General features: G+C 44.2%; 11 protein-coding genes and 1 pseudogene. 2 read left to right on the forward strand and 10 right to left on the reverse strand.

What is annotated here, in order from left to right:
• Positions 1-169 precede the first annotated feature (169 nt).
• Positions 170-1,192, reverse strand: a complete 1,023-nt coding sequence (locus tag NYE56_RS14490) for a glyceraldehyde-3-phosphate dehydrogenase (protein WP_003229459.1) — start codon at positions 1,190-1,192, stop codon at positions 170-172.
• 205 nt (positions 1,193-1,397) lie between these two features.
• Positions 1,398-1,778 carry a winged helix-turn-helix transcriptional regulator gene (locus NYE56_RS14495; protein WP_003229458.1) on the reverse strand — a complete coding sequence of 127 codons (381 nt, stop codon included), beginning with the start codon at positions 1,776-1,778 and terminating at the stop codon, positions 1,398-1,400.
• 183 nt (positions 1,779-1,961) lie between these two features.
• Between NYE56_RS14495 and NYE56_RS14500 the strand changes: the two genes are divergently transcribed.
• Both NYE56_RS14500 and ytbE read left to right on the forward strand, forming a co-directional pair.
• Positions 1,962-3,149, forward strand: coding sequence for an MFS transporter (locus tag NYE56_RS14500; RefSeq protein WP_072175322.1), 1,188 nt, complete (start codon positions 1,962-1,964; stop codon positions 3,147-3,149).
• Positions 3,150-3,172: 23 nt separating this feature from the next.
• A complete protein-coding gene (ytbE, locus tag NYE56_RS14505) occupies positions 3,173-4,015 on the forward strand; it encodes an aldo/keto reductase YtbE (RefSeq protein ID WP_003229455.1) in 843 nt (280 codons plus the stop codon).
• Positions 4,016-4,055: 40 nt separating this feature from the next.
• Here ytbE and coaE read toward each other — a convergent pair whose 3' ends face one another.
• The 8 genes and pseudogenes from coaE to icd all read right to left on the reverse strand — a co-directional run bounded on the left by coaE (position 4,056) and on the right by icd (position 14,122).
• Entirely contained in the window at positions 4,056-4,649 is a 594-nt protein-coding gene (gene coaE, locus NYE56_RS14510; protein WP_341284017.1) for a dephospho-CoA kinase, read from the reverse strand.
• Positions 4,650-4,664: 15 nt separating this feature from the next.
• Positions 4,665-5,315: pseudogene (gene ytaF, locus NYE56_RS14515) on the reverse strand (sporulation membrane protein YtaF); the annotation flags it as partial.
• Positions 5,316-5,463: 148 nt separating this feature from the next.
• Positions 5,464-6,294: a DNA-formamidopyrimidine glycosylase gene (gene mutM, locus NYE56_RS14520; RefSeq protein WP_128740628.1), complete on the reverse strand. Its 831-nt coding sequence runs from the start codon at positions 6,292-6,294 to the stop codon at positions 5,464-5,466.
• Between the two features lie 22 nt (positions 6,295-6,316).
• The gene (polA, locus tag NYE56_RS14525) at positions 6,317-8,959 is read right to left on the reverse strand and encodes a DNA polymerase I (protein ID WP_014480537.1); all 2,643 of its coding nucleotides are present in this window, start codon (positions 8,957-8,959) and stop codon (positions 6,317-6,319) included.
• Between the two features lie 243 nt (positions 8,960-9,202).
• A complete protein-coding gene (gene phoR, locus NYE56_RS14530; protein WP_341284018.1) occupies positions 9,203-10,942 on the reverse strand; it encodes a sensory box histidine kinase PhoR in 1,740 nt (579 codons plus the stop codon).
• Positions 10,935-11,657, reverse strand: coding sequence for a two-component system response regulator PhoP (gene phoP / locus NYE56_RS14535; RefSeq protein WP_268555679.1), 723 nt, complete (start codon positions 11,655-11,657; stop codon positions 10,935-10,937). The genes phoR and phoP overlap by 8 nt, the downstream gene beginning before the upstream one ends.
• 211 nt (positions 11,658-11,868) lie before the next feature.
• Positions 11,869-12,807 carry a malate dehydrogenase gene (gene mdh / locus NYE56_RS14540; protein ID WP_003237775.1) on the reverse strand — a complete coding sequence of 313 codons (939 nt, stop codon included), beginning with the start codon at positions 12,805-12,807 and terminating at the stop codon, positions 11,869-11,871.
• Positions 12,808-12,850: 43 nt separating this feature from the next.
• Positions 12,851-14,122: an NADP-dependent isocitrate dehydrogenase gene (icd, locus tag NYE56_RS14545; protein WP_014477637.1), complete on the reverse strand. Its 1,272-nt coding sequence runs from the start codon at positions 14,120-14,122 to the stop codon at positions 12,851-12,853.
• Positions 14,123-14,159 lie beyond the last annotated feature (37 nt).

Below are 14,159 nucleotides of genomic sequence, written 5' to 3' on the forward strand. Positions count from 1 at the left end.
GGGAAAGTTAGTCCGGAGAGGTCCTAACCCTTTAAGTAATTCCGAAACAGTCTCAAGCAAGAAGTTCACGAAAAATAGTATACTGTGTTTAAGTCTAATTTGCAAGGTGCGTTTTTTCAGAAATATGCTGTTAAGGGTTTTTTCTTTAAAATGTGTCCATGACCTTATTTTATACAGCAGAAGGATGTTTCATTCGTGCCGCTACATGGCGGATCAGATCAACAACTCTGCAGGAGTAGCCCCATTCGTTGTCATACCACGCCAGCACCTTTACTTTTCTGTCTTCCATTACCATTGTTGTAAGCCCGTCAATGACCGCTGAATGCGGATTCGTATTATAATCAGTCGAAACGAGCGGTTCATCTGAGTAATCAAGTACACCGTACATCGACGTTTTGGCAGCGCGTTTAAATGCCTCGTTTACTTCTTCAGCCGTAACATCCGTTTTCAGATCAACAACGAGATCAACCAATGAGACGTTCGGAACAGGGACACGCAAGGCGAGGCCGTGAAGTTTTCCTTTCAGATGCGGCAGCACAAGTGAAAGCGCCTTCGCCGCTCCTGTTGTCGTCGGAATGATGGATTCACCGCAAGCCCGCGCCCGGCGCAAATCTTTGTGCGGGTTATCAATATTTTTTTGGTCATTCGTATACGCATGAACTGTAGTCATCAGACCGCTCTCAATGCCAAACTCTTCATCCAGCACTTTTACAACAGGCGCAAGGCAATTTGTCGTGCATGACGCATTTGAAATAATGACATGGCGCTCAGCGTCGAATTGGTCCTCATTTACGCCCATCACAATGGTAACGTCTTCATTTTTTCCCGGAGCGGTCAAAATCACTTTTTTTGCCCCTGCTTCTATATGGCCCATCGCTTTATCTTTAGCATTAAACTTCCCTGTTGCTTCGACGACTATGTCAATATCATATTCCCGCCAAGGCAGCTGTTTTGGATCACGGCTGTTTAACAAAAGCACTTTCTTTCCATTTACGATCAGGCTGTCTTCACCAGCCACAACCTCTTTGTCGTATCTGCCGTGAATTGTGTCATACTTTATTAAATGAGCCAGCGTTTCTGCGGAATAGCTGGCGTTAATGGCCACTACTTGAATTTGATCGTCTAACATCGCTTTTCTAAAAACCATTCTTCCGATTCTTCCAAACCCGTTGATCGCTACTTTTACCTTCATGTTGGACACCCCTTATCAATTATGCCATCCTAATTTGTTACTATCTAAAATTAGTATAACACATTAAAACAAATTCGCCAGTACATATTGATAAAAATCAACGTTTATAACGCTAATTTATGATACATCTTATGTTTTCTTGCACAGAATATCAGGCGTAAGAACCAAAAAGCAGCCAGCGCTCCGCACTGACTGCCCTCATGCTTTATGATTCCTGTTTTAACTTATCATTGAGCACACTTTCTTCTAGCACAGAAAATGTATCCCCGTACACTCTGTTAATATGATTCGCTCCCCAAGCACACAGCATATCTAAAATCCCTTCTAAGCTGCGGCCGTATTCGCTGAGCTCGTATTCCACTTTGGGAGGAACTTGATTATATACGATTCGGTTAATGACACCGTCTGCTTCAAGCTCGCGCAGCTGCTGAGTCAGCATTTTTTGCGTGATATTGGGCATTAGGCGTTTTAATTCACTTGTGCGTTTTTTTCCGTGCGTCAGATGGCATAAAATGACGCATTTCCATTTCCCTCCAATCACTTCAAGAGTCGCTTCAACAGAAATGTTATATTTTTTCTTCTCCATACAATCCATTCTCCTCACAGGCACCAAAAAGTGACTATAGCACTTCAAAGTACGTACTTTTATTTCTTAACGATATGTTTCATAATCACATTTGCCGGCTGATTTGAATCTGCTCTTTTTTATTTATATAGCTTACTCGGCAGAATTTCAATCATACAACACATCTTACAAAGGAGGAACATCATGACTTCAGCCAAAAGCAGTATTCCTGCACTACTGGCTTTGGCCGTAAGTGCATTCGCAATAGGGACAACTGAATTTATCAGTGTCGGCCTTTTGCCGCTCATTGCTGATGACCTGCATATTCCAGTCACGACAGCAGGATTAACCGTTTCCCTTTATGCGCTCGGCGTTACATTTGGGGCACCTATATTAACTTCATTGACCTCAAGCATGTCACGTAAGACACTATTGCTTTGGATCATGTTTATTTTTATTGCCGGTAATACGATGGCAGCAACCGCTTCAAGCATCGGGATTTTACTAGCAGCACGTGTGATATCGGCATTTTCGCACGGTGTGTTTATGTCGATCGGTTCGACAATCGCAGCGGATATTGTCCCGGAGGATAAAAGGGCTAGCGCGATTTCAATTATGTTTACCGGCCTCACTGTGGCAACTGTAACCGGAGTTCCTTTTGGGACATTTATCGGCCAGCAGTTCGGCTGGCGTTTCGCCTTTATGGTCATAATCGCCGTCGGAATCATTGCTTTCATTACAAATGGCATTCTTGTACCGTCCAAATTACGTAAAGGGACGAAAACAACGATGCGGGATCAATTGAAGCTTGTGACAAACAGCCGGTTATTGCTTTTATTTGTCATTACAGCGCTTGGATACGGAGGAACATTCGTTGTGTTCACGTATCTGTCTCCCCTGCTTCAGGAAGTAACAGGCTTCAAAGCCGGGACTGTTGCAGTGATTCTGCTCGGATACGGAATAGCTATTGCTATCGGCAATATGATTGGCGGAAAGCTGTCAAACCGAAATCCGATTGCCGCTTTATTCTATATGTTTATCGTACAGGCAATTGTTCTATTCGTACTGACATTTACAGCCCCGTATCAAGCAGCTGGGCTCATTACCATTCTCTGTATGGGATTGCTGGCCTTTATGAATGTGCCCGGCCTTCAGGTGTATGTCGTCATGCTGGCTGAGCGTTTTGTCCCGAGTGCAGTTGACGTCGCATCCGCGATGAATATCGCTGCTTTTAATGCAGGGATCGCGCTTGGATCATACCTTGGCGGTGTGATCACCGATTCAATCGGATTGATTCATACCGCTTGGATAGGCGGATTAATGGTGGTCGGTGCAGTCATTTTAACAGGCTGGAGCCGCTTAATGGAAAAACGAGATCGGCAGGAAGCCTGACAATTTTAAAGGAGGAAATGAACATGACAACACATTTACAAGCAAAAGCAACACTTCATAATGGGGTAGAAATGCCTTGGTTCGGCCTCGGCGTGTTCCAAGTGGAAGAAGGATCTGAACTGGTAAACGCAGTTAAAACTGCCATTGTTCACGGGTACCGCAGTATTGATACTGCAGCAATCTATGGAAATGAAGCTGGAGTCGGAGAAGGGATTCGGGAAGGCATTGAAGAAGCAGGCATTTCAAGAGAGGATCTGTTTATCACATCGAAAGTATGGAATGCGGATTTAGGCTACGAAGAAACACTCGCCGCGTTTGAAACAAGTCTGTCCAAACTCGGTCTGGATTATTTGGATCTATACCTCATCCACTGGCCTGTAGAAGGAAAGTATAAAGAAGCTTGGAGAGCGCTTGAAACGCTGTATAAAGAAGGCCGTATCAAAGCGATTGGCGTAAGCAACTTCCAAATTCACCATCTTGAAGATCTGATGACGGCAGCTGAAATTAAGCCTATGATTAACCAAGTGGAATTTCACCCGCGCCTCACACAAAAAGAGTTGATAAGATACTGCCAAAATCAGGGCATCCAGATGGAGGCTTGGTCACCTTTAATGCAGGGACAGCTTCTGGATCATCCTGTATTGGCTGACATCGCTCAAACATATAACAAATCTGTCGCACAAATTATCTTGCGCTGGGATCTGCAGCATGGCATTATTACGATTCCTAAATCAACGAAGGAACACCGTATTAAAGAAAATGCAAGCGTATTTGACTTTGAATTAACGCAGGATGACATGAACCGAATCGATGCACTGAATGAAAACTTGCGCGTCGGTCCTGATCCGGACAACTTTGATTTTTAATGGCAAAAAAACACCGTTCAATATGAACGGTGTTTTTTGATTATGCCCAGCTGTTCATGATTTCATCAAGCTGCCTTTTGGTCTCTTCAAGCGTGCCGCTGTTATCAATGACTTGATTTGCTCTTGCTGTTTTTTCCTCTAAGGGCATTTGAGAGCGGATACGGCTGACTGCTTCTTCTTCCGTCAGCTGATTGCGCTTCATCAGACGTTCCAGTTGAAGCTCTTTTGTCACACTGACCACAATAATTTTATCAACCAATGATTCCAATTTGCTTTCGAACAATAGCGGGATATCCAATACAACAAATGCCTGCCGATTTGCAACGGCTTCATCACGGCGATTGAGCATTTCCTGCCTGACTGCGGGATGAACAATTGCATTTAAAGCGAGACGCTTTTGTTCACTTGTAAATACCAGCGCTCCAAGCTTTTTTCGGTCTATATCGCCATTTGAGAGCAGTATGTCTTCACCGAATTCGTCAATGATTTGCCGGTAGGCCGGCATCCCTTTTTCTACCGCTTGTTTTGCAATGATATCTGCATCTATAACTGTTATTCCTTTTTCAATCAGCATATTGGCTACCGTGCTTTTGCCGCTAGCTATTCCTCCCGTTAAACCAATGACTAAGGTCAAGAGATCCACTCCTTTTTACAATTTCCAGAGCCCAATCGTGATCAGCAGAAGCCCCGGCAAAAACGCCATTTTATCGATCCATTTCCACTTAGACAGAAAATGGCCGGCATTGATTCCAATTGATACAAACAGCGAGCTCATGATTGCCACGGCGATGCTCATCACAATCGGCGAAAAACCGAGAATGGCTGCGCCTATACCTGCTCCAAAGGCATCAATCGATAAGGCAAATCCCAATAAGACCGCCTCAATTCCATTGATCACACCCGATTTGTCGATATCCGCACTCATGGGTTTTCTCAAAATATGAATCACAATCCCTAATGACCGAACCTCTAAATTAAGCAGTGTTTTTTCATGCAATAGGTATTCTTTATCTTTTGCCGGTTTGAAGAATTGGTACAGAACCCACGCACCGATTCCAACCAATATCAAACCGCCAAGCTTCTCCGTCACATATACAGGAAAAAACTTCGTGAGAAAGCTTCCGATCAGCATGGATATAAACATGACAGCACCGGAACAGCAGGCGATAACCAAAATCGCTTTAAACGGTATTTTCATTTTTCTCAATCCGTACGTAAATCCGACTGAAAAACTGTCCAAGCTGACAGCCAACGCCAGGAGCAGTATAGAAACCATTTGCATATCCGTTTCTTCCTTTCTGTTGGTGCTCTTGTATCAGATGTGAAATGCCCGGGATTCATCACAATCATATATATGGGAAAGTGAAAAATCCGTGTTTCGAAAAAGGCATCCTCCATTACAGAGTTACTGATATATGCACCGACAGCTTGGACGATGAAGCATTATGCTACTTTTTTTTCTGGCACTTTGCGCAAAAATGCGTGCCTCTTCCTCCAACGACAATTTTCGAAATCATCGTTCCGCAATTTTTGCATGGCTCGTCTTTTTTTCCGTACACAAAATGCTGCAGCTGGAACATTCCGATTTCCCCTTGGGAGTTGATATATGAACGGACTGTGCTTCCGCCCGCATCAATCGCCTCCTGCAGAGTGTTTTTGATTTCAGCGTGAAGGGTTTTGATTGTTTTATCTGATAATTGATTTGCTTTTGTCTCGGGATGGACACCCGCTCTGAAAAGAGCCTCATCCACATAAATGTTCCCTAATCCAACTACCGTTTTTTGATCCAGTAGGGCAGTTTTGACAGCGCGGTTTGTTTTCGCAAGCCGTTCTTTTAAATACGCACTTGTAAATTCTTCTGCATCCGGCTCCGGACCTAACTGAGAAAGCGGAAGCTCGCCCGCTTCTTCTCCCGGTTTAAATAAGTGCATGGTTCCAAATTTCCGCACATCCCTGTACCGGAGCTGGGTTCCATCCGTCATCGTGAATATGACATGCACGTGTTTATCGTCAGGCTCCTCGGCTTGATGAAGACCGTATTTTCCTTCCATTCGAAGGTGAGAAACTATAACATAATGATCTAAATGAAACAGTAAAAACTTTCCCCGTCTTCCGATGGACTGTATCGTTTCTCCTGCTAGTTTTCGCGCAAATTCCTCCGGTTCGGCAGGCCGTTTGATGATATTCGGCCATCTGATCTCTACCGATTTGATTGTTTTTCCCTTTACAAGCCCGGTCAGAGTGCGCCGGACCGTCTCAACCTCTGGTAATTCCGGCACATCCATCACTTCCTATCTCTGTTTATTTCGCATCGTACCAAGATGGGCCTGATGCAAAGTCCACCTTTAACGGCACATCTAATGCAAGCGCATGCTCCATCACTTCAGGAACAAGCTTTTCAAGAATTTCAATTTCTTCCTTTGGCGCCTCAAAAATCAATTCATCGTGTACTTGAAGCAGAAGCCTTGCTTTCAACTGTTTTTCTTTCAGCTTGGCAGCCATGTCAATCATGGCTTTTTTGATAATATCAGCGGCGCTTCCTTGAATCGGCGTATTCATGGCCGTCCGCTCCGCAAAACTTCGGATATTAAAGTTCCGGCTCGTCAGCTCAGGGATGTAGCGGCGGCGATGCATAAGCGTTGTTACGTATCCTTTTTGCTTCGCTTCCTGTACTGAATCTTCCATGTACGCTTTTACGCCTTGGAAGCTTTCCAGATAGCGGTCGATAAATGCTCCCGCTTCCTTCCGGGTAATGCCGAGGTTCTGTGACAGACCGTAATCGCTGATCCCGTAAACAATGCCAAAGTTGACCGCTTTCGCCTGGCGTCTCATCGCAGATGTCACTTCATCCTTAGCGACATGGAACACATCCATTGCCGTTTTCGTGTGAATATCCATATCATTTGTAAAAGCTTCGATCAGATTTTCATCCTTTGAAATATGGGCAAGCACCCGCAGCTCGATTTGTGAATAATCGGCTGCAAAAATGAGCCAGTCTTTTTCAGACGGCACAAAAGCTTGGCGAATTTTCCGCCCTTCTTCAAGCCTGATCGGAATGTTTTGCAGATTCGGATCAGTCGAGCTGAGACGGCCAGTTTGCGTTAAGGCCTGGTTAAATCGCGTGTGCACTTTATGCGAATCCGGTCTCGTCACCTTTAAAAGCCCTTCGATATAAGTTGATTGAAGCTTGCCAATTTGTCTGTACTGTAAAATATAGTCGACAATATCATGCTTGTCAGCCAGCTTTTCAAGCACATCGGCAGACGTAGAATAGCCTGTTTTCGTTTTCTTTACGACAGGAAGGCCGATCTTTTCAAATAAGATGACGCCTAGCTGCTTCGGAGAATTGATGTTAAACGGCTCTCCCGCAATCTCATGGATTTTTTCTTCATATTCCTTCAGCTTCGCACCCAGTTCTTCACCCATCCGTTTTAAACGGTCAACATCGACCTTGACGCCAGTTGATTCCATTTCGCCGAGAATAAGCGCAAGAGGCATTTCCAGCTCTTCAAACAGTTCAAGCTGGTCGTTGTTTTCCAGCTCCTGAACGAGCTTTTCCCGAAGGCTTTGAATCGCTAACGCTTTTCGGCCAAGGTGCTCAGACAGTACGTCTTCTGACGGCACTGCTCGTTTTGCTCCTTTTCCATAAACTGATTCATCACTTGAAACGATATGCAGGCCGTAATCCTTAGCCACACTCGCAACGTCGTCATATGAATTGCCCGGGTTGATGATATAAGCCGCAAGGAGCGTATCAAACTCGGCTCCTTTCAGCTCAATGCCCTGCCAGCGCAAAGCGACAACAGCCCGCTTGCTGTCGAAGACCCATTTCTTCTGATCGTCATTTTCCACCCATTCTTTAAACACCTCAGACTCAACGGCAGTGTCTTTCGGAATGAAATAAGCTCCCGTTTCATTTACGATCGAAAATCCGAGGATCGGCTCTTCATGATAATTATCGCCAATCTGTTCAACGACAAATGCGGATGGAGAAACCAATATATCGCTTGTCACGTCTGTGACTGTTTTGACATTAATGTCTTCCAACGATTGATCCTGTTCTGCTTCTGCACTGTCTTCTCCAAGCCGTTCAAGAAGCGTGTTGAAGCCAAGATCTTTAAAGATGGCAATGACCTGTTCACGATTAAAGCCTTGATATTCTAGGGCGGAAACAGATACCTCAATCGGAGCATCCGTCATAATTGTCGCAAGCTCCTTGCTCATTAATGCCTGATCCTTAAACTCCTCAAGCTTTTCCTTCAATTTCTTTCCGCTCACCTCGTCAATGGACTCCAGCAGCTTTTCAACGGAATCAAATTGTTTTAAAAGCTTAATCGCAGTCTTTTCTCCGACGCCGGGCACACCCGGAATATTATCTGAGGAATCGCCCATCAGACCCTTCATGTCAATGATTTGTTCAGGCGTAAGCCCATATTTCTCTTTGACATGCTCCGGTGTGTAAAATTCAACATCGGTAATTCCCTTTCTCGTAATGGCAACTGTCGTTTTGTCCGTTGCCAGCTGTGTTAAATCCTTATCTCCTGAGAAAACCTTAACTTCAAATCCGTCTTTTTCAGCCGATTTGGCCAGTGTGCCGATAATATCATCCGCTTCATATTGTTCCAGTTCATAGCGGCTGATCTGGTAGGCATCCAGCAGTTCGCGAATAAACGGCATTTGTTCGGAAAGCTCAGGCGGGGTTTTCTGTCTGCCGCCTTTATATTCTTTAAATGTGCCGTGACGAAATGTTGTTTTCCCGGCATCAAACGCAACCAGCATGTGCGTCGGTTTTTCATCCTCAAGCATTTTCATCAAAATCATCGCAAAGCCGTATACAGCATTCGTATGAACACCTTTATCATTGCTTAACAGCGGCAATGCAAAAAACGCCCGGTAAGCCAGACTGTTTCCGTCTACAAGCACTAATTTTTTTCGTTCCGTCATTCAATTTCCTCCTAAGAAGCCTCAGGCTTCCATTCATCTCTTACATAGTCATTAGCTCCTCTTATTTTAACAAAGTTCAATTTGAAAGGAAAATACGTGAACTATAAGAGAAGACACAAAAAAGGACGGGAACACAAATAGGTTCCCGCCGTCAAAATTGGCTCCTTGGATGAAGGGGTTCTACTACATCCTACCAGCATAGGTTTAACAGTGCATGAAGATATTGTTAAACCTTTGTAAACATTAGGCGGACTTTTCAGCGGCCCGTTTCAGCGTCACGGTAAAGACAGTTCCCCGTCCAGGCTCGCTTGTGACATCAATTTTCCCTTCATGAGCCTCTATTAAATGCTTGACAATCGCAAGGCCCAGCCCTGTTCCGCCCGAATTCCTGCTTCTGTCTTTATCTACGCGGTAAAAGCGTTCAAAGATGCGCGGAATTTCTTCTTTCTGAATTCCGATTCCAGAATCGGCAACCTCAATTTGAATGTCTTTTTCTCTGGGTTTTACATTGATAGCCACGGAGCCCCTCTCAGGCGTGTAGGTTAACGCATTGTTTACGAGATTAAGAAATACCTGTTTCAGCCTGTACGGGTCACCAGATACATATTGAGGGTCTTTCGGGACATTCAGGTGCAAGGAGATGCCTTTCTCATCCGCCTTATGCTTCAGAAGCGTTTCAATCTCACCAAGCATTTTGGCCGGCTCAAACGTTTCGATACTGAGCGTGAAATTTTGCTGCTCGATTTTTGAGAGATCGAGCAAATCCTGAACCAAAGACTGAAGCCTTTCGCTTTCCTTAAGAATAATAGAGAGAAATTCAGAAAGCGCCTCTTTGTCTTCCATCGCCCCATCCAATAACGTCTCCGTAAACCCTTTTATGGACGTAATCGGCGTTTTCAGCTCATGAGAAACATTGGCCACAAAATCCTTCCTCATCTGCTCTAATTTCTTTGTTTCCGTCATGTCATGGAAAACAAGCACAATTCCTTTCCATTCATCGTCCGGCCCCATAATCGGAACGCCGTCCACTTCAAAATAACGCCGTTCTATTTTGATCGGCAGTCTTAACAGCTTGCATTTCTTTGTCTCCGTCATAAAAATGTCTTCGACAAGCTGGATCACTTCTTCATGTTCAAATGCATCGTGATAAAGACGGCGCAGCATATGATTCGGATTGATATGAAACTGCTTGGCGTAAGACCTGTTTACGAGATTAATAAAGCCTCTTCCGTCGATCATAATCAGCCCGGAGCCAATGTTTTCAATGACTGTCAGCAGCCGATCCCGCTGCATTTCCTGCGTTCGCGTCATTTCCATCAGATCAATGGCAAGGCTGTTCATCGCATGTCCTAGCTTATCAGAACGCCTAATATAGCCGCCGTACGTCCGTGCATCGTAGTTGCCCTTAGAAAGTTCTGTGGCTACATTTGTCGCTGACTCAATTGACCTTTTATAACGTGAGGTCATGCTGGAATAAAAATAAACAATGACGATAAATGCGGTACAAAGACTGGCCGTCAGCATCCCCCACAATTCGCCTTTTAAGCCGTCGCTTTTTTCAGAGGCGGAAAGCAGCACATATCCTGTTTTTTCACCTTCGCTTCTAAGTGAAAGTCCGTAATAAAGCTTGTTATCTGTTGTTGACAGAATCCCCTCATGTCCAGAAACAAGCGCCTGCACCTTTTGGGAATTAGCCGCTCTCCCGTTTGACCTATACAGCACCTTGCCGTCTGTATCGATAACGGATGCGTTCACATCAAGTGCGCCGCCTGCATCTTTAATGATTTTCTCATTTGCTTGATCATTCAGATTGCCGGCATCAAGAAGCGAAGCCAAGTATTTTGCTTCTTTTTCAATGTGTTCCTCTGCTTTCCTTTGATCAGATGTTTCAAAAAGCTGCTGTAAAAACAGCCCGAGGACACAAAACACCAGAATCATACAGACAACGAATACAGAAAAAAGGCGCACACGGTATTTATTCATTCATTTTTGGCTCCTCCAGTTTATACCCCAATCCCCTAATCGTTTTAATGTAGATCGGTTTTTTGGTATTGTTTTCAATTTTGTCGCGAAGATGGCTGATGTGCACATCAACAATTCTCGTATCTCCGGCAAAATCATAATTCCAGACTGCGCTCAGCAGCAGGTCTCTTGTCAGAACTCTGCCTTTATGTCTGCCTAAATAGAGCAGCAGTTCGAATTCTTTCGGTGTCAATTCAAGCTGACTTTCTTTAAAGTACGCTTCATAATGATCAGGCAGGATTTTCAGATCGCCGATTACGATCTGGCCTTCCATTTCATCGTTCTTCATCTCACTAGAGGGCGCAGCCATTTCCGAACGCCTTAAAATCGCTTTGACTCTCGCATTTACTTCCCTTGGACTGAACGGCTTGGTCATATAATCATCAGCACCGAGCTCAAGCCCTAATACTTTGTCGAATTCCTCATCCTTCGCTGTCAGCATTAAAATGGGAAACATCAGTTTTTGCTGTCTCAGCTGCTTGCATACTTCGATTCCGTCCAATTTTGGAAGCATCACATCAAGCACAATCAAATCAGGCTTCTCTGTTTCCGCTTTTTTGAGTGCTTCTTCCCCATCCGCGGCGGTAATAACATCATAGCCTGACCGTTCCAAATTGTACTGTAAAAGAGTAACAATAGATTCTTCATCATCCACAACTAAAATTTTCTTGTTCATGCTGTGCCTCCAGTATTATAATTCCCCGACATCCTATTTCTCTATTTTATGTCATCTTAACATGTTTCATGATTTTATTTTAGCGAAAGCAGGACATTCCGACAATTCGCCTTTTACATCATTTTTAAAAGAAATAAAGATGTGTATGATAGCGCTTTCATTTATAGTAAAAAGAGAAAGGCTGTATTAAGCAAGCCTTTCTCTCTTTTTATTAGGATAATACTTTCATGACATTTTTGACAGATTCAACTGATTTATTCAGCTGCGCTCTTTCATAGTCTGTCAGTTCAAGTTCAATGATTTGCTCAAGACCGTTGCCGCCTACAATTGTAGGAACACCAAGGTAGATGCCTTCATAGCCGTATTCCCCTTCAAGATAAGCAATTGTAGGAAGGACGCGGCGCTGATCTTTCAAGATCGCTTCGACCATTTCTGTCAGAGAAGCCGCAGGCGCATAATACGCGCTTCCGTTTCCAAGAAGATTCACGATTTCGCCTCCGCCTTTTCTAGTGCGCTCCACAATTGCGTCAATCCGTTCTTTCGGAATAAGAGTTTCAAGCGGGATACCGCCAGCATAAGAATAACGCACAAGCGGCACCATATCGTCACCGTGTCCGCCGAGTACGAAACCAGTCACATCTTTCACTGACAGGTTTAATTCCTCTGCCACAAATGTTCTGAATCTTGCCGTATCAAGCACACCGGACTGGCCGATTACACGCTCTTTAGGGAAGCCTGATTCTTTGTACACCGCGTATGTCATTGCATCAACAGGATTTGTCAGCACAACAATAATAGAGTCAGGAGAATATTTCACGATTTCCCGCGTAACGCTTCTCATAATCTTTTCGTTTGTAGAGACCAGATCATCTCTGCTCATACCAGGTTTTCTTGCGATACCGGCTGTAATGACAACAATGTCAGAGCCAGCTGTATCCTCGTAATTGGATGTTCCCGTAATTTTTGCGTCAAAGCCTTGAACCGGGCTTGCTTCAAGCATATCAAGCGCTTTTCCCTTTGTCGGGTTCTCCAATTGCGGAATGTCAACAAGAACAACGTCTGCCAGCTCTTTTTGAGCGATTAAAAATGCAGTTGTAGCTCCGGTAAAACCTGCTCCGATAACAGAAACTTTTTTACGAGTATTTCCCATGTCTCTCTTCTCCTTTATGGCTAGTTTTAGGCTTTTTCCTTGCTTAGTCCATGTTTTTGATCAGTTCTTCTCCGAACTCTGAACATTTCACTTCAGTCGCGCCGTCCATTAATCTAGCAAAATCGTAAGTTACGACTTTAGAAGCGATTGTTTTTTCCATAGATTTGATAACCAAATCAGCCGCTTCGTTCCATCCTAAATGCTCAAGAAGCAGAACGCCTGAAAGAATAACCGAAGATGGGTTTACTTTATCAAGGCCTGCATATTTAGGAGCCGTTCCGTGCGTCGCCTCGAAAATCGCATGTCCTGTTTCGTAGTTGATGTTCGCTCCAGGAGCAATGCCGATTCCGCCGACTTGCGCAGCAAGAGCATCAGAAATGTAATCTCCGTTCAAGTTCATTGTCGCAACGACATCAAACTCGTTTGGACGCGTTAAGATCTGCTGAAGGAAAATGTCAGCAATGCTGTCTTTGATAATGATTTTTCCTGCTGCTTCCGCTTCGCTTTGCGCTTTGTTGGCAGCGTCTTTTCCTTCTTCTTCAGCAATGCGGTCATATTGAGCCCATGTGAAGACTTTATCTCCGTATTCTTTTTCAGCAAGTTCATAGCCCCAGTTTTTGAATGCGCCTTCTGTGAACTTCATGATGTTTCCTTTGTGAACAAGTGTTACAGATTTGCGGCCATGCTCGATCGCATAATCAATGGCAGCTCTGACCAAGCGGCTTGTTCCTTCTTCTGAAACAGGCTTAATGCCGATACCTGATGTCTCAGGGAAACGGATTTTGTTGACGTTTAACTCATTTTGAAGGAAGCTGATAAGCTTTTGCACTTCTTCAGAGCCTTTTGCATACTCGATGCCTGCGTAAATATCTTCTGTATTTTCACGGAAGATGACCATATCAGTATCTTCAGGGCGTTTTACCGGTGACGGCACTCCAGTAAAGTATCTTACAGGTCTTAAGCAGACGAATAGGTCAAGCTCTTGTCTGAGCGCTACGTTCAAAGAACGGATACCGCCGCCGACAGGTGTCGTTAACGGGCCTTTAATCGCGATGAAATATTCGCGGATCACATCTAATGTTTCAGCAGGGAGCCACTCACCTGTTTTATTATAAGCCTTTTCTCCGGCGTAAACTTCTTTCCATGTAATTTTCTTTTCGCCTTTGTATGCTTTTTCTACTGCTGCTTCCAAAACCTTCGAAGCCGCGTTCCAAATATCAGGACCGGTTCCGTCTCCTTCGATAAATGGGATAATCGGGTTGTTTGGTACGTTTAATACTCCGTTAGAGACTGTAATTTTTTCACCTTGTGCCACAATAAAAACCTCCCAGTATGTAATTCATATTTAGAAA

The sequence above is a fragment of the Bacillus sp. FSL R5-0603 genome, assembly GCF_038050295.1.
In the GTDB taxonomy this organism is placed as follows: Bacteria; Bacillota; Bacilli; order Bacillales; family Bacillaceae; genus Bacillus; species Bacillus subtilis.

Excerpts from the sequence above, each read along its gene's own strand:
- phoR (WP_341284018.1), bottom strand. The coding sequence starts at position 10,942 with ATGAATAAATACCGTGTGCGCCTTTTTTCTGTATTCGTTGTCTGTATG.
- NYE56_RS14500 (WP_072175322.1), top strand. The coding sequence starts at position 1,962 with ATGACTTCAGCCAAAAGCAGTATTCCTGCACTACTGGCTTTGGCCGTA.
- phoP (WP_268555679.1), bottom strand. The coding sequence starts at position 11,657 with ATGAACAAGAAAATTTTAGTTGTGGATGATGAAGAATCTATTGTTACT.
- NYE56_RS14490 (WP_003229459.1), bottom strand. The coding sequence starts at position 1,192 with ATGAAGGTAAAAGTAGCGATCAACGGGTTTGGAAGAATCGGAAGAATG.
- mdh (WP_003237775.1), bottom strand. The coding sequence starts at position 12,807 with ATGGGAAATACTCGTAAAAAAGTTTCTGTTATCGGAGCAGGTTTTACC.
- NYE56_RS14495 (WP_003229458.1), bottom strand. The coding sequence starts at position 1,778 with ATGGAGAAGAAAAAATATAACATTTCTGTTGAAGCGACTCTTGAAGTG.
- polA (WP_014480537.1), bottom strand. The coding sequence starts at position 8,959 with ATGACGGAACGAAAAAAATTAGTGCTTGTAGACGGAAACAGTCTGGCT.
- ytbE (WP_003229455.1), top strand. The coding sequence starts at position 3,173 with ATGACAACACATTTACAAGCAAAAGCAACACTTCATAATGGGGTAGAA.